Source organism: Microcoleus harperi Pol14_C6 (assembly GCF_036701295.1).
GTDB lineage: Bacteria > Cyanobacteriota > Cyanobacteriia > Cyanobacteriales > Microcoleaceae > Microcoleus.
This window is the reverse complement of record NZ_JAUBQN010000002.1, coordinates 86,907-103,097: the sequence shown is the minus strand read 5'-3', so window position 1 is coordinate 103,097 and position 16,191 is coordinate 86,907. Positions and strand designations below refer to the sequence as shown.

General features: G+C 45.3%; 11 protein-coding genes. 3 read left to right on the top strand and 8 right to left on the bottom strand.

Annotated features, from left to right (window positions below; all coding sequences use genetic code 11):
- The 6 genes from QUA27_RS02085 to QUA27_RS02060 all read right to left on the bottom strand — a co-directional run bounded on the left by QUA27_RS02085 (position 1) and on the right by QUA27_RS02060 (position 7,429).
- A complete protein-coding gene (locus tag QUA27_RS02085) occupies positions 1 to 909 on the bottom strand; it encodes a glycosyltransferase family 2 protein (protein WP_333066046.1) in 909 nt (302 codons plus the stop codon).
- A gap of 63 nt (positions 910 to 972) precedes the next feature.
- A complete protein-coding gene (locus tag QUA27_RS02080; RefSeq protein ID WP_333066044.1) occupies positions 973 to 2,229 on the bottom strand; it encodes a glycosyltransferase family 4 protein in 1,257 nt (418 codons plus the stop codon).
- A 28-nt stretch (positions 2,230 to 2,257) separates the two neighbouring features.
- A complete protein-coding gene (locus QUA27_RS02075) occupies positions 2,258 to 3,181 on the bottom strand; it encodes a glycosyltransferase family 2 protein (protein ID WP_333066043.1) in 924 nt (307 codons plus the stop codon).
- Between the two features lie 19 nt (positions 3,182 to 3,200).
- Positions 3,201 to 4,418, bottom strand: a complete 1,218-nt coding sequence (locus QUA27_RS02070) for a hypothetical protein (RefSeq protein WP_333066042.1) — start codon at positions 4,416 to 4,418, stop codon at positions 3,201 to 3,203.
- Complete coding sequence (locus tag QUA27_RS02065) at positions 4,415 to 5,752, bottom strand: flippase (protein ID WP_333066040.1); 1,338 nt, start codon at positions 5,750 to 5,752, stop codon at positions 4,415 to 4,417. Before QUA27_RS02065 ends, QUA27_RS02070 begins: the two co-directional genes overlap by 4 nt.
- A 255-nt stretch (positions 5,753 to 6,007) precedes the next feature.
- Entirely contained in the window at positions 6,008 to 7,429 is a 1,422-nt protein-coding gene (locus QUA27_RS02060; protein ID WP_333066039.1) for an O-antigen ligase family protein, read from the bottom strand.
- A gap of 205 nt (positions 7,430 to 7,634) precedes the next feature.
- On the opposite strand from QUA27_RS02060, the gene QUA27_RS02055 reads away from it, so the two are divergent.
- From QUA27_RS02055 to QUA27_RS02045, 3 genes are all read left to right on the top strand, one after another.
- Positions 7,635 to 9,107: a polysaccharide biosynthesis/export family protein gene (locus tag QUA27_RS02055; protein WP_333066038.1), complete on the top strand. Its 1,473-nt coding sequence runs from the start codon at positions 7,635 to 7,637 to the stop codon at positions 9,105 to 9,107.
- A 135-nt stretch (positions 9,108 to 9,242) separates the two neighbouring features.
- Positions 9,243 to 11,591 (top strand): GumC family protein, encoded by a 2,349-nt coding sequence (locus QUA27_RS02050; RefSeq protein WP_333066037.1) that lies wholly within the window; start codon positions 9,243 to 9,245, stop codon positions 11,589 to 11,591.
- A 311-nt stretch (positions 11,592 to 11,902) separates the two neighbouring features.
- Positions 11,903 to 12,268 carry a response regulator transcription factor gene (locus QUA27_RS02045; protein ID WP_039886668.1) on the top strand — a complete coding sequence of 122 codons (366 nt, stop codon included), beginning with the start codon at positions 11,903 to 11,905 and terminating at the stop codon, positions 12,266 to 12,268.
- Positions 12,269 to 12,333: 65 nt separating this feature from the next.
- Here QUA27_RS02045 and QUA27_RS02040 read toward each other — a convergent pair whose 3' ends face one another.
- Together QUA27_RS02040 and QUA27_RS02035 are read right to left on the bottom strand one after the other, a co-directional pair.
- Positions 12,334 to 12,831: a hypothetical protein gene (locus tag QUA27_RS02040; RefSeq protein ID WP_333066035.1), complete on the bottom strand. Its 498-nt coding sequence runs from the start codon at positions 12,829 to 12,831 to the stop codon at positions 12,334 to 12,336.
- Positions 12,832 to 13,177: 346 nt separating this feature from the next.
- Positions 13,178 to 16,096: a PAS domain-containing protein gene (locus QUA27_RS02035; RefSeq protein WP_333066034.1), complete on the bottom strand. Its 2,919-nt coding sequence runs from the start codon at positions 16,094 to 16,096 to the stop codon at positions 13,178 to 13,180.
- Positions 16,097 to 16,191 lie beyond the last annotated feature (95 nt).

Genomic DNA, 16,191 nt, shown 5'->3' with positions numbered 1-16,191 from the left:
CTATTCACCTTGAGTTTTGTTTTTAGTCAATCCCAGTTTACTCAACACTGAAAGCCAAACTAACCTGCGATAAGGTAGCAGCCAATAAATTGGCCACAACCACCCACCATGGCGCTGAGTAAATACTTTCCACTCTTGAGCCGGTTGCAGGGTAGTATCTTTGAAGGATAAACCTTTCGGTTGGCTCATTTTATCCAATCCTTCGCTTAAATTATCAGCAGCGGTTTTAGTCACCTGGGGGTTGAGGGAACAAGTACCTAAATAGCCTGGAGCAATCCACACTGTACATCCTTTTTGTCTGGCTCGTAAACCATAATCCCAATCGCCAATATAATGAACAAAAGCCGGATCTAGGTTGCCGACAATTTGCACAACACTGCGGGGAATTAATACGCAGTTGCCGTGCATAGTATCGCACATCTGGGGCTCTTTTGTTGGTTCTAGGACACCATATCGGAAGGGGTGCAAAGGGTTATTTCGCACAACACCGCCGTATGTTGTTTGACCCGTTTCGGGGTCGCAGGTAGAACCCCCAATGATGGCTTTGGTTTCTCCTTTTTCTGATAACTTTTGAGTGGTTTCTAGCAAAACACTTACGGTTTCTGGATAAATAAGAGTGTCATCATTTAACCATAGGTAGTAGTCGGGATCATCTTTTATTGCTTCGGTGAAAGCCCCACGCATTCCCCCGTTCCAAAATAAGTTCCCATCGCCGGAAAAAATATTGACTTGAGGATAGATTTGACGAACTGCTTCGCTGGTGCCATCGGTACTGGCGTCATCAACTAAATAGGCTAAAATATCAACATCGGCTGGAAGTGCCTGCTTAAAAAGAGCCTCTAAGCAAGCTAATGTTTTCTCTTTGCGGTTGAAGCAAGTTAAAAGGGCGGCTATTTTAGTACGGTTCATTGTTCCCAGTTGTGCGACTTATAGCGATATGGAAGGTAAAATTAACCAAATAAAATCAGATTTTTATCTTGACTTTGAAGTTGACAGAACCTCGTTAAAAAGAGACAAATAGCGATTTGCTTGTATCTCCAAGGTGAATTCTTTTTCCGCTTTCTGACGGGCGTGAATGCAGAGTTTTTGATGTCGCTCCGGGTTTTCTAGCACCCATGCAATACCTCGCGCTAAATCCTCACTGTCATAGGGTTGAGCTAAATAGCCATTGTGCTGGCGATCGACAATATCTTTTAATCCCGTCACATCAAAAGCCACCACAGGCGTACCGCAAGCCAAAGCTTCCGATGCCGTCTGACCAAAAGCTTCGTACCGCGACGGTACAACCATCACATCGGCCGCTGCATAAACTTTTGCTAAACATTCATCTTCCAACCTGCCGAGATAATGAGTTTTAAAGCCAACATCGATCGGATTTTCTGGTTTAGAAGAACCGAACACCAAAAGTTCAATTTTGTCCTGCCATCCCGAGTTGCTGAGCCTTTGCAAAGCCGGAACCAGCAGCGGAAATCCCTTCCAGCGATCGCCTGTTCCCTGCATGGCCCCAAACAACACCAAATGTTTATTTTGAGGCAAATTCAAACTATATCTCACCTGCGGGCGGTTCAGCGGCTTGTAGACTTCAGCATCAAGGCCATTAGCAATTACTTTAACTGGATATTTTTTCAACAAAGAACTAGATTTCGCGCATTCAGCTAACCAATTACTCGGAGTTACCAAAGTCAGATCCAAATTTTGCCAAGATTGAGCTTTTCGCTGCCAAATCCAACGAGAAATATCAGCATCTTTAGTGCTGTGAAGCTGCGGACAAGCACCGCAAGCATCAAGATACCGATCGCAATTTTCGCTGTAGTGACATCCACCCGTAAACGCCCACATATCGTGCAGCGTCCAAACGATCGGTTTATTAAACTTAGGCAACGTTTCAATTTGCATATAGCCTTCACAAACCCAGTGCAAATTAATCACATCAGGATTAATTTTCGCAACTTCAGATGCCAGGGCATCAGGAACCCATTGAGGCGAAAAAATTACCTGACCCAGTTTTGGATAAACCTTTAACGGCAACCTATTTAATTTAGCTCTAATACCCTTAAAATTATCTCCTAATTTAGTCGGCATCAACCGCACATTTTCATCATTACTAGACTTATACCCTACCAAAATTTGGGAATTTACCCCCATACTTTGTAAACCCTTGTGCAAACGATAACTAGCTCTCGCAGCACCACCTTTAATATCATAATTACTTACCAGCAAAACTTTCATCCAAACATCCTTAACTCAGGCTTACTTACTATTTCAAAAATTGTTGGATTTTGCGTTGTACTTTCTTGACAAATTTCGGTTCGTAATCATATAAAGTGTTTTCAGTAAAATTATCTGCTTGCACATCCCGAATGGCAAAAGCTGGGTGTTTCATCGGAAATGTTATAGCTTCTACAGGCATATTACTATAAGGACTGTTTACATCCTCCGTATTAGTTCCCCCTACACCATGTCCGATATTAGAAGCTAAATTGACATTTGCCAGAATATTCATACCATTTTGAATGAAACTAGCAAATGTCCACTGAAACGCCCAACTCTGTAATTTTTTTTCATAACAGAGCTGAAAAGTATTTGTCCAAACTTTTACAGCATGGGAGTCTCCCAGTACATCCATCAAAAAATTACCATCCCGAATTTCCGGCCACAACTTCATATCTAAATCATAATGCTGCCAAGCTCGCCTCCAACTCGCCCAGCTCCAGCAGTGATTATAGCGAGAAAAGTAGTAACTATAATCAGTTCTTTTTCGCCCAAACTGAACATTTTGACCAGAGATTGACAGAATCCGCTGATCGTCTCGGTAACGCTCCAACAATTCTTCAGCGAAGCGGAAAAAAGTAGGATGAGGGAGACAGTCATCCTCAAGAATAATTGCCTCTTCAACCTGATCAAACACCCAATTCATACCGCTAGAAACCCGCAGGCGACAACCGAGATTTACGTCTGCATAATTCTTCAGAACTTCGCAGTCCCAATCTACTTGGTCAATAATAGCTCTAGCGGCAGCACATTCTTGATCTTCTCCAGGCCTATCTGGACGTGGCCCGTCAGCAATTACTAGCAATTTGGGAGGTTTGGCCTGACGAATTGCCTCAAATACTTTAGCCGTTGTATCTGGACGTTTGAATATAATAAAAGCAACGGGTGTTTGGATTTGGTAATTGAACATTTATGCGACTCTACTTTTTTTAGTAGTCTTCAATATCTGAATTAACAAGCTCAGCAGTCATCTGCGATTTAAAATTAAACCACTTGTGAAGCATCACAGCCGCTATGTAGGCCAGTGTATCATTGCTAGTCTGATAGGGCAAAAATCTATAACGAAAACTAGCCATTCTCGGGTCACGTTCTTGGTATAAAATATCTTGGGCAAAGTTACCCCACCGCTCATCTATCAAATCAATTGTCATACCAGCATGAGCCGAAGGTAGCAACATATTAGATCCGTGAAGACCAATTACTAAGCGGCTTTGTGAATAAACACGGCACATTTCCTTTTCAACTTTTTCATTAAAACTATCCACTCTGTAATCTTCAATCCATTCTGGAAACTTAGTTTTTGTCCCCAAACCAGCTACTGCAAATTTTGCTTCTGGTAATTGCAACCTAATTTTATGAAATAACTGCTGAATTTTTAAATTTTGCAATGGCAATGCCCTTTCTCGTTGATTTAGCTTTTTCAGAACTCGGAACAGCCCACTGTTAACTAATAAACGATCTTCCCGCCAAATAAAAGTAATTCTTGTTTCTGGTTCCTCAAATTTGTGTTTGGGAACTCTAGTAAACCGTGTGATGTCAAACTGGCTAGGATGAGAATGGGCTTCGCTGACATAAATTTCATCAAAGCGTTTAGTTTCTTCCTCAACAAACTCGGCGAAGCTGGGATAGTAATTCTGACCATTTTTTAAAGAAATAGGTACTGTCCACACTTCTGCAACTTCATCAGGAACCATCCACCTTAGAAACTTAGGAACTATCACAACTAACCCGCAGTCCGAGTTGCATTTTAAGTGCCTTTGTGCATTTAGCAACTTCAGCAGGGAATGACCATAAAGATGATCGATACAGTTTAAGATAATTACCCGTTTGCAGGGTTTAAAAATCTCTTTTACAATCTCAAGTTTTTCTGGTTGAGGATTTTGGAGTGAATTGAGTAATGGTTTGCCTAGCCATTCTTTTATGTTAACAAATTTTGCAAAAACTTCACCTTTGATTGTATCAACTTGGACGGAGTTTCTGACTCCATGACCTACTCTCAACTCGTCAATTATTTCGCTACCGCATCCCGCGCACTTACAGTCCAGAACAATATGTATCCCTTGCCACAAAATTTTTTGGGCATTGAGTTCCGTGTCGCAGTAGGGGCAATTCGAGCGCTGTTCGATTTTAGGTTTAATTTGAATCACTTTACTAATCCTCTGATTCTACAAGCAGCCTTGTATAAGTTAAGGGAGCGCCAGATGAAATTTCCGAAGGGGCGCAATTCCTTAATCAAGAAATTGAGTAATATAATCACGTAAAAATAAGTTATCAGAGTAGCCACAGTTGCTCCAAAAGCTCCATACTTAGGAATTAGCAAAAAGTTCAACCCTACATTAAAAATAGATCCGACTACAGTCAAGTAAAGGCCGTAGCGCAACTGACCTTCTATGTTCAAATATGTACTCCGTGCTACTCCAAAGTTACTGCCAAATTGCGCCCAAACATAGATTGCCAGTACCGCTGCTGACTTTGCATAGTTTTCCCCGTAAAGCAGATTCACTATCCAGGGAGAAAGTAATGATATCGGTATCGCCACTGCCAACCATAAAAATATCATAATATCCGAGTAAATTTGAAATTTATTTAGATATTCTTCATAATTTGTCTTTCTCAAATTCGCTAATTTTGGAAAAATAGAGCTGGATATGATCATCGGCAAAAAATCGCAGATTTCCGAAATTTTAACAGCTGCAGCATAATAGCCTAGTTGAGCATTTTGATTCATCGCACCGAGCATTATCTGATCGGTTTTTGAGTACACATAAACTGCCAATCCCGACAAAATTATCGGCCAACTCTCCGATAGCAGTTCCTTACACCGTTCCCAACTAAAATGCCAATCCTTAATTTTATTCCCCGTAAGCTGATAAAAATATACATAAGCCATTCCTACTAATGCGACCTCTGTCAATCTAACCCAGGCGAAGGCAAGCAGGGGGGCTTTAATTGTTACTAACCCAATTCTGACAGCAGCAACTAAAAAACATACCGAATTTTTAGCCAGCACTGTATATTTTGACTGGATTTGGGACTGAAACCAAAAATTGATAGCCTCAAAAGCATTAAAGATAGTTCCTGCAGCGATGATACCTACCAGCCACCGAGTCAGAGTGTCGTTGGGCTTGACTAGCGTAATCACGGTGACAGTTAACAACAAAGTGATGCAGCCACCAGTAAATTGCAGTCCGAAGGCCGTTCCCAGGGTCTCATTTTTGCATTCTGGGTCGCGAGCGATATTCCTCACTACCAGAGTACCCAACCCCATTGTTGCCACCGAACTAAACAGCGACACAAAGGCGATCGCGTAGTTGAGCAATCCAAATTGTGTCGGACCAAGATAGCGAGCCACCCAAAGGCCTACAAACAGGCCTAGACCCATCTGCAAGATTTGGTCAGTGAACAGCCAAGCTATGTTGCTGAGTACCTGGCGCAGATTAGGGCCGAGCCTTTGACTGACCGCAGTTAACTTATCTAGCATCAGAATATTTTAAATCTTTACAAAACACAAACGCGGTTCTAGCAGGGTCGGCAATCTCGCAAAATTAGACTGGTTGATCCTATAACAACATATCACAACTTGAGGGAACATCTCACTTTTGCAGCCGACCTAAAAATTGGAGTTTTTAGGCAGGAGGCAGAAGGAAAGAGGAAGAAGGAAGGAGCCAGAAGAAGTGTTTTTACAAATATGAGATGTTCCCCAACTTGACCCACGATCCGCCCAATAAAGCTTACTTCAATGGACAGTGCGAGCTAAAGAACGCCTTTGAGGGTTACTGGTGCTACTGTTAGAACTATTGTTAGCATTATCTATCGCAAGTCGAACCGTCAACATTACGTAACTCAGCCAAGGATTTCCTATATCTATAATATAACCTTCTGTGATGTTGCTCATAATAATAGAGACTAGAAAACAAATAGGTATTCCCGCTCCTTCCAACGTGCTACGACTCAAATACCGAACTGCGTAAGCTAAATTGAGCAGCAAGGAAGTCATCATTAAAATTAATCCCGGCCAACCGAAGGCTAACAATATCCCAATCCCTCCATTGTGAGGGTTTTCAGGTTGAAATCCACTAGGAGTATAAATAAAATAAGCAGGAGTACCCGCTCCTAACTTATCTTGTTGAAAAAATCCATCGTATCCGTAGCCAAACCAGGGACGCTGGTTGACCGCAGCCATTAACTGCGGCCAGAATTCTGTCCGCCCAGTTAGAGTCAAGTCCTTGCCTAACCCACCTACAATAATATCCTCTAGGTTGTCTACTACAAAAACAGTCATAATTATGCTGACGACCAGGAAACATATAATCGCAGTAAATGCCCACTGAAAACTTAATTTTTTTAAAAAATTTAGTGAGGACACTGCAATTATTAATATGAGAGTAATCACTAGAGCAGCTCCCGATTTATTAGCCCTTACTAGGTAAAATGAAAAGAACATCATTCCCAAAGCAATCCAGCGCTCTTTCTGAGTTTTAGCTCCTTGAGAATAGTGCAAATACCAAAATGCCGTACAGAGAGCTAAGACTCCCCCCAAAGAATTTTTAGATTGGGTTAAGCCGACAAAATCGCCTGCTCCAGGGGGTTTCATTACAAAACTTGCCAAACCGATTGCCGTGTATCCCCAGCGCCAAAAACGAGATAAATCCTCCCATTTATATTGGGCTGCAATGTAAAACCCGAAAGCAGTAAATCCTGAAAAAGCTAGCCCTGCTCTTAGCGTTTCTTCAGGAACTAGAGACCATAATGTAGATAGTAATGGAAGTAATGTATAAAGTAAAAAAAAAGGATTCATCCTCAATATCTTGGCAAAAATCTCTATAAAATTGCTACTAAAAACTTTAACCCTTGAAGTTAAAATTAATACTACCCAGGGGTAAAAAAAATAAGGTATGAGTTTTAAGATACCACCTTCGGGATGTTTCAAGTTAACAAAATGCAAGTAATTAAAAGGAGGTTGTGTCAGAAATGGAGAGATAAAAATGTAAAGAGCAGCAAAGCTTTTTTCTAAAGCCAAACCTACTTTTTTATAACTAGCAAATTGAAATAATAGTAGAGTTACTATCGCGACTATAGCAATTAGCATCCATGTCAAGGAAGAAGTACCTAAAATCAGCTCTTTCACCATATTTGGTATAGACACTGGTTGATTCATAATTGCTTTCCTTTGTTACCAACAATATCAAATTATATAGATATAAAATATAGCCGTCAACCCGCAACCACGCTAACACAGAAATTAGGGATAAAACAAAAATAGAGCATCCTTTTTTCGGCGATAGCTTAAAATAATGAGCTTTTTGCCCCGCACTCAAAAGGCTACACTTATATAAATCATAGTCAATAAAATTAGGTGGTGTATGGTTAACACCCATTTTCCAAGACAGATAGCCCCGTCGGTTGTGGGTGTTGTCTTGTTTGCTTCCACTGTTATCGCTGACGCCAGAAGCACCCCGGCACAACTTCCCATCCCCCTAGGCGCAGACCAAGCCCAGACGGTTCCGCCCGTTAGGAGAGCGCCGGAAAGCTATAAACTCGGCGGCGGCGATCGCATCCAAGTAGAAATACTCGAAGTACCCGAACTCAGCCGCGGCTACGAAGTCCTTTCCGACGGTTCAGTCAACCTGCCCCTGATCGGCTTGGTCTCCATCCGCGGCCGCACCTTAGTAGAAGCCACCAACATCATCCGCAACGCCTACCGCCGCGTCCTCAAAGACCCCATAGTCACAGTCAGCCTCGTCGCCGCCCGCCCCCTCAACGTCGGCGTCATCGGAGAAGTAACCAGGCCCGGAAACTTCACTATTACCCTAACTCCCGGACCGGGAGCCTCGCCGAGTGTCCAGTACCCCACCGTCACCCAAGCGATCAGACTCGCAGAAGGCGTCACGGGTGTCGCCGACATCCGCAACATCCGCGTCCGCCGTCCCCAACGAGACGGCCCCGATCAAGTGCTCAACGTCAACCTGTGGAAATTCTTGCAAGAAGGAGACATCTCTCAAGACATCATTTTGCAAGACAGAGACACAATCGTGATTCCCACAGTCGCCAACTTCAACCAAGCAGAAGCTCGTCAATTTGCGACAGCAAACTTTTCGCCACCCCCAGAAAAACCTCGATCGATCTCCATCGTTGGTCAAGTCACCCGCCCAGGCGCTTACGTCGTCATCGGCGGCAACACCACAAACGACCTCAGCCGCGAAGGTTTCCCCACCGTCATCCGGGCCATTCAGCTAGCCGGCGGCATCACCTCCGATGCCGACATCCGGCAAATCCAAGTGCGGCGCGTCACCAGAAGAGGCGAACAAATTATCCCAGTCAACCTGTGGCAGTTCCTAGAGTCCGGCGACGGGGCCCAAGATACAATCCTCCAGGAGGGAGACACGATCATCGTGCCCAAAGCTACAATCGTCAACCCTGCAGAAGCTGGTGTGCTCGCCAACACTAACTTTGCCCCCGTCGGCATTAACGTTTATGTAGTAGGAGAACTCAGAACATCCCTCGATCCCTTGAGGCTCCCAGCTAATGCCACACTGAATCAAGCTTTAATTTCCAGAGGATTTTTTGGCTACGAGAATACCAGAGCTAGAAGGGATAAAGTTGAGCTAGTCCGCCTCAATAACGACGGTACAGCTACTAAACGGACGATCGAAGTCAATTTAACTCAAGGAATTAACGAAGAAACCAATCCTCAACTTCGCAACAACGACATGATTATCGTATCTCGCAGGGGGCTCGTCAATTTTGTCGATCGCATGAACGCTGTAATAGGACCTGTCGGGCCAGCTACGGGAGTGTTAAATTTTATAAACGTTCTCCGATTTTTATTCAGGTAAGAAGGCGGCGGGTGAGGTGGATAATTCCTGGCAAAGGCTAGAATAAACCAAACAATAAGATTACCCAGCCGCGACCTGGCCGCTTCAAAAATATCAACCTCAAAAATATCAACCTCAAAAATACCCTGGCTGAATATGGATAGCAGACAAGATTACCAACCCTTCACACCCAAATCGAATGGCAAACTGCCGGAGTTATCTGCTCAGAACTACAGAGATCACTTCGTAGAGGAGAGAGAAGAAGAAAAGCTAGACTTGTCCTGGCTGTTAGGCGTCGTGCGCCGTCGCTTCCCAGTCATGGCAGCAGCAACCATAGCTTTGAGCGCCCTGGCAGGAACAGCCATCGTCGCCACTTCTAAAAGCATAACGGTCGAGTATGAAGGCTCCTTTTCCCTGTTAGTAGAACCAGCCACGGCTGAAGGTTTGCAATCCAAACAATTAAACAACACCCAAGCGGCGGACTTAGCAAGAATTAATATAGAAGGAATTAGCCTACTAGACTACGAAACCCAAATTAGGATTTTGCGAAGTCCCAAAATGATGCAGCCAGTGATTGAGGAATTGCGGGCTTGGTATCCCAAAATGAACTATAGCGAACTGATCTCAAAAATGTCGATCAACCGCATTAGCTACACGAAAGATGGCAAACAGCAAGGCACGAAAATTTTACAAGTTCGATACAAAGATTCAAACCGAAAAAAAATTTACAGCGTATTGGATAAAATTTCTAAAGCTTATCTAGATTACAGCTTGCAGCAACGGCTGATGGGCATTAATCAAGGTATTAAATTTATAGATACAGAGATGCCCAAGCTCCGAGAAAGAGTGGAAGTTCTGCAACTGCAAGTCCAAAGACTGCGGCAGCAGAGCAACTTGTTTGAACCTCAGATAGAGGGAAAATCTCTGTCTGAACAAGTTCAAAGCATTCGGGGTAAGCAAGTAGAAATTAGAGTTCAGCTAAAAGGCATGCGAAACCTCTACCAAAGCTATGAAAAACTACTGAACGAAAATAATCCCCAGGGGCTGCTGATGACCCAAGGGCAAGCTTACGGCGGCCTCTTAGGTCAGATTCAGAGAATAGATTCGGACTTGTCACTGAAATTAGCTCAGTACAGAGAAGACAGTTTGCCAGTTTTAGCGCTGCGAAAAAGTCGGGAAGAACTGATTTTAACCGCCACTCAACAAGCAAGAGAAGTGGTGATGGGAAATTTAGAGACCCAAATCAAAGAAGTTGAAGCGCGCGATCGCGAAATGACAGCTTTGCAAAATGCTCTCAACCAAAAAATTAGAAACTTTTCAGTTACAACCCGAGAATACGACAATTTACAGCGGGAACTGCAAGTAGTTACTAAGAGTTTTTCGGATTTCTTGGCAAAACGAGAAGCCTTGCGGATCGATGCGGCTCAGCAGCAAATTCCCTGGGTGCTGATCAATCCTCCGGAAATTCCGCTAGATAAATTTGGCAACCCTCTAACAGCTACCGTCAAACAAACCAAAAAACAGTTAGCGCTGGCAGTAATTTTAAGCAGTCTGCTGGGCATAGCAGTCGGCTTGCTCGTAGAGGTACTAAATACTGTGTTCCACACTCCAGAATCACTGAGAATCGCCACAAGATTGCCGATACTCGGTGTGATTCCGTTTACCAAAAAAGTCAAGCGCCGACCGCCAGCTAGACAGAGGAAACTAACATCGGCTCGATCGAACTCGAAAGTAGAAGTAGTCGAACCGGTCGAAGCTAGATATACTGGTCCGATGAGCGGGGGATCAAGTATTTTGAGCGACTTGGACTATCAATTTTTAGAAGCATTTCGATCGCTATACACGAACATTCACTTGCTGAGTGCAGGCACGGCAATTCGATCGCTCTTAGTCGGCTCACCCTTAGCCGGGGACGGCAAATCTACAGTAGCTTTGCACCTGGCAGCCACAGCAGCAGCAGTGGGACAGCGAGTATTGCTAGTAGATGCAGATTTGCGCTGCCCGCAACTGCACGCTAAGTTAGGACTGCCCAACGTGCGTGGTCTGGGCGAGGCTATCTCCACAGATCTCAGCCTCAACGACGCGATTCAACGAGCCCCGAACCAAGAAAATTTGTTCGTACTCACCGCCGGCCAAATTCCCCCCGATCCGATCAAGCTTCTTTCTTCCAAAAAAATGCATTATCTGATGGAGCAATTTCAAGCATTTTTTGACTTAGTAATTTATGACACCCCGCCACTAGCAGGCTTGGCAGACAGCCACTTGATCGCAGCTCACACAGACGCTACGATTATGGTCGTCCAAATTGGGCAAACAGACCGATCGCAAGTTCGCAAAGTTTTAGAAGAATTAAAAATTTCTGGAGCTTCCGTCTTGGGAATAGTTGCTAATGGCTGCAAAAACACCGGTCACAGCTACCGCCAGCGCCCGGCAGTTTTAGACACGCTCTACGACCAAAAACTATCGGCTTTAGGTACGAATAATCCTAATATAGACAAATGTTGATGCAGGCGGCCGAGCGCCGCCGTCCTCAACGGGAAACACACAACCAAGCCATACCCTGATTTTTTGATAATAGTACCATTTGAGAAAGAAAATGATAGACTAACGGACATAGCCTCGTGTGTCAACCGAGATTGCGCGGATCTTTCAATCTTGCGGTAATTACTCAGAAAATGATTGAGAAATCAGCAAAAGTGGGTAAACTACATCTAGCAGAGCGCAATCTCAATCAGGAAAAGACACCTTGGAAGGTGAACGTTAGTGTAAACGTTAATGAGAACGTTTCAACCCAGAAACTTGGTAGGGATTATTCTATGAGTACAGTTATGGTTGTTGATGATAGCGTCACTCTGCGGGAGATGATCGCCGACTTGCTCAAAGGTAGAGGACTCAACGTCACAGTAGCGAGTGATGGCGTAGAAGCTCTAGAGCAAATCAAGGCTAACCGCCCCGATTTAGTCGTTCTGGATATCGTGATGCCCCGGATGAACGGCTACGAAGTCTGTCGCCGGCTCAAAAGCGACCCTAAAACCCAAAATTTGCCGGTGGTAATGTGTTCGAGCAAAAGCGAAGAGTTCGATCGCTATTGGGGAATGAAACAAGGAGCCGACGCTTACATCGCCAAGCCATTTCACCCACAGGAATTGGTCGGCACTATTAAGCAACTGCTGCGGGGTTGAAGTAGAGGAATAGGGACAGGAAAAAATTGTCTTGAGCGCTGATTATTTCTGCTCCCGCAGCCTCTCTAAACTACTCGATTGACAATAGTCCAAACATCCCCGTCCGAGCGCACGTAGGGAACAGTAATACTCTTAAAACCAGTAATAAAAGGCTTGTAATAAACCTGCCAGTAGCTGGGACTAATTTGGTCGGCGATGGCTTTGAGTCCCTTCACTTCTGCCGCCAGTTCCGCCGCCAGTTCATTAATCCGTTCCGCGTGTCCGTGAGCGAGCGCTCTTCCTTCTTCAACTTGCTGCTCCATCGGAGTAATTCTTTGCAATTTTACCGATTGCTGCTGTTTCTGACTCAGTTGAGCAGACAGAGCCGCGATCGCGTCATCTATACCCTTGACTTCGGCCGACACTTGTGCTGTTTCCCTCGCGTGACGCCGATAAGCATCGGCGATCGCTTGGGGCGAATCACCTGCTGGGACAGCATCGGCAATACTAAGCTGCTGGCGTTCCAGGCGCAATTGCTCAATTTGAGAGTAAATTGCCTCTATATCTATCTGAAGTTTGTCCACCTAATTATTACCGCGTGGTTGTTGGATATTTTAGCATATTAACACAAACCAATTACCTAATCGGCATAGAAATTGCATATTTTAGGCGCGCTAAAAGCAAAGCCCCACAAGCAGAATTTGAACATTTTGAAAAATCCAAATTTTTATATTTTTCTGTTGAGCGATTTCCGCCTATATCCAGTCGGGTTAATCAGGTCGTGTCCGGTAAAATCAGCATTATAGATTGGTAGTGAGGAAGGCCTGTACGAGCGAATTTTACGATGACTAAAGTCGTCACTAAAAGCACGATTCCCAATTCCAATTAACCACTTTTGAGTTACCAATTCCCAATTATTAATAGAAATTTTTAAGTTGGTAGCCCTTGCTGCCTCAACTTGACTATAGTCTCTAGCAACACATCGGGTTGCACAGGTTTAGGCAGATGTCGGTCAAAACCTGCAGCGAAAGCACGATCGCGGTCTTCATCCCTAGCATAAGCCGTCAGAGCGATCGCCCACAATTTCCCTGTCTGAGTGTTCAAAGAACGCAGCCTTCGTAGCAGCGAATATCCGTCTTCCTGCGGCATTCCGATATCGCTGACCAAAACATCCGGACTAAACTGCGAAGCCACCTCAAACGCCTCAGCAGCAGACGATGCAACCCTGACAGTAGCCCCGGAATCTGCCAAGACAAACCTCATAAATTCCCGCGAATCAACCTCGTCATCAACCAGCAAAACCTTAACTCCCAGTAAATTACCAGCGCCAGCCAAAACCTGCGCTTCATCGTCGGCGATCGAATTTACCTGCATCGAAGGGAGACGGACAGTAAAAGTCGATCCCATATCCAGTCCCGGACTTTGAGCCCAAACCGTGCCACCGTGGAGTTCCACCAACTGCCGCACGATCGCCAGACCCAGCCCCAAACCGCTATAATTGCGAGTAATCGTAGCATCCGCTTGGCGGAAAGAGTCAAATACGTAAGGCAAAAAATTCGGTGCAACCCCAATTCCCGTGTCGGTAACAGCCAGCTCAACCTCCGAATCAACTCGCTGTAGCCGGATTTCAACTCGCCCCCCGCGCGGCGTAAACTTAATCGCATTCGTCAGCAAATTCCAAATTACTTGCTGCAAGCGGCCAGGGTCTCCTGATACCCAAAATCTCGGATTTAACTGAGATTCAGGATTGCCAGAAACCTTCCCAAGTTCGGAAAATTCAGCAGTCTCCCAGCCCAAATCTACAATTGCAGACCGCAACTCGATCGACTTAGCATCCGCAGCCAACCGCACCGTATTCAGGGCTCCTTCCACCATCGAAATCAAATTTACCGCACAAGGATTCAAAGTCAACTTGCCGCGAATAATTCGCGAAATATCCAGCAAATCATCAATCAATTGAGTTTGCAATTTAGCATTTCGCTCGATCGTTTCTAAAGCCCGCCCCGTAGCAGCCTGACTCAAACTGCGTTGCTGCAGCAGTTGCGCCCAGCCCAAAATCGCGTTTAAGGGCGATCGCAGCTCATGAGAAAGAGTTGCCAAAAACTCATCTTTCATGCGATTTGCCTGCTGAGATTCCTCGTAAAGTCGGGCATTGTCGATCGCCCCCGACACCGCCTGAGCCAACTGCATTAAAATAGTTTCATCATCTTCGGCAAACTCCCCTTCATACTTGTCCGACAACTGAATCAATCCCAGATTTCTGCCGTCCCGAGTCGTCAGCGGTACAGCCAGCCAGCCCCGCATTGGCGGGTGCTTCCCCGCAGCCTTGCCGAACTTCCGCCATGCCGGGTGAGCCTCTAATTCGGTTTGAGTCATCCGCATCGCCTGTTGGTGCTGGCAAACTTGCTGGTAAATGCCGGTACCGTCTGGCTCTTCGCAGTAATCTTGCCACGCGGCGTATTTTTCTGACATGGAAAACTTGCTAATTCCCGCATCCCAGGTGGCGGCAGGGTCGAGGTTGACCGCTACCTGGTGGACTTCGAGAATTTGGCGGGCGCTATCGGCAGCTAACTGAAGTATTTCTGCCACCGACAGCGTGGAGTTAATAGCTACTGACGCGGAGGTTAACTTTTGCAGGCGGCGCAAATACGACTGCTCGCGGGCCAACGCGCGCGAGCGGTCGTATTCTAACTGTTTGCGCTGCGTAATGTCGATCGCCACGCCGGACAGCCGAAGGGGTGTACCGGATGCGTCAAAAACCACTCGCCCTTTGTCGTGAAGCCAAATCACTGAGCCGTCGGGTCGCACTTTGCGGTATTCCGACTCGTAAACTCCCGTGCCCCTGAATGCGGCCTCCACATCTGCCAAAAACCTTTCACGGTCTTCTGGATGCACCGCATTCTTTTTTTGCTCAAAAGTACCACAGGTGCTGTCTGGCCCCAAACCCATCTGCGTTTCGGCATTAGACGAACGGCGGACTTCCCCCGATGCCACATCCCAGGTAAAAGCGATTGTGTTAGCTGCTTCTAGAGCAAAGCGCAAATTTTCCTCGCTTTCTTGCACCCTCGCTTCCGATAATTTGCTATCCGTAATATCCCAAACCACGCCGATCGATCGCACCGATTTACCCGTATCATCATCAAAAAACTTGCCCCTACCGGATATCCAGTGCAAGCTGCCGTCGGGCCAAAAAACTCTAAATTCGTACTTGTATTCTATTTTGTTTTCTAAAGCAAAGGCAACAGCGTCGGCGATCGAGGCTTGGTCATCCGGATGAATGCAGGCAAAATACGCTTCATAAGTTCCCGGAAAACTGCCTTTTTCCAACCCGAATAACAGTTCGTGTCCCTCCGACCAAACGACCTCGCCAGTTAATACATTCCAATCCCAAGTTCCCATTTTCGAGGCTTCGATCGCCAATCTCAGCCTTTCCTCCGAAATTGCCAATTGCGCCGACGTTTTCGCGTAGTTCTCGCGCAACTGCTGTTTTGTCAAGCTTTCGCCCACGGCCCCCGCCAGTCGCTTTAAGTATCGCCCTTTGAATACGTAATCGCTCAAACCCGCTTTCATAGCTTCGACGGCCACTTGTTCGCTGCCGCTGTCAGTACACATAATTACCGGACAATTCGGGTAGCGACTGTGAACTTTTTGAAGAATCGTTAATCCGTCACTCCAGTGCAGTTGGTAGTCGGTAATTACTATATCGAAACCCCCGGCTGCCAGGATGTATTCTAGAGTTTGAATATCAATAACGGATTTAATTTCTAAATCCGAAAAATTTTTCCTCAGTTCTCGCTCGATCATCAGGCGATCGTTCGGGTTGTCGTCGATTAACAGAATAGACAGCATTAGCCTTTTAGTTTTTATAGGGCGCAAACATTTTTAAATGTAATAATATGTTATTAAGCAATCTCGACAATTTGAATATGTACTTGGTGGGTTAA

Coding starts and splice junctions, on each gene's coding strand:
- QUA27_RS02050 (WP_333066037.1), top strand. CDS start 9,243: ATGGATAGCAGACAAGATTACCAACCCTTCACACCCAAATCGAATGGC.
- QUA27_RS02055 (WP_333066038.1), top strand. CDS start 7,635: ATGGTTAACACCCATTTTCCAAGACAGATAGCCCCGTCGGTTGTGGGT.
- QUA27_RS02045 (WP_039886668.1), top strand. CDS start 11,903: ATGAGTACAGTTATGGTTGTTGATGATAGCGTCACTCTGCGGGAGATG.
- QUA27_RS02085 (WP_333066046.1), bottom strand. CDS start 909: ATGAACCGTACTAAAATAGCCGCCCTTTTAACTTGCTTCAACCGCAAA.
- QUA27_RS02080 (WP_333066044.1), bottom strand. CDS start 2,229: ATGAAAGTTTTGCTGGTAAGTAATTATGATATTAAAGGTGGTGCTGCG.
- QUA27_RS02035 (WP_333066034.1), bottom strand. CDS start 16,096: ATGCTGTCTATTCTGTTAATCGACGACAACCCGAACGATCGCCTGATG.
- QUA27_RS02060 (WP_333066039.1), bottom strand. CDS start 7,429: ATGAATCAACCAGTGTCTATACCAAATATGGTGAAAGAGCTGATTTTA.
- QUA27_RS02065 (WP_333066040.1), bottom strand. CDS start 5,752: ATGCTAGATAAGTTAACTGCGGTCAGTCAAAGGCTCGGCCCTAATCTG.
- QUA27_RS02075 (WP_333066043.1), bottom strand. CDS start 3,181: ATGTTCAATTACCAAATCCAAACACCCGTTGCTTTTATTATATTCAAA.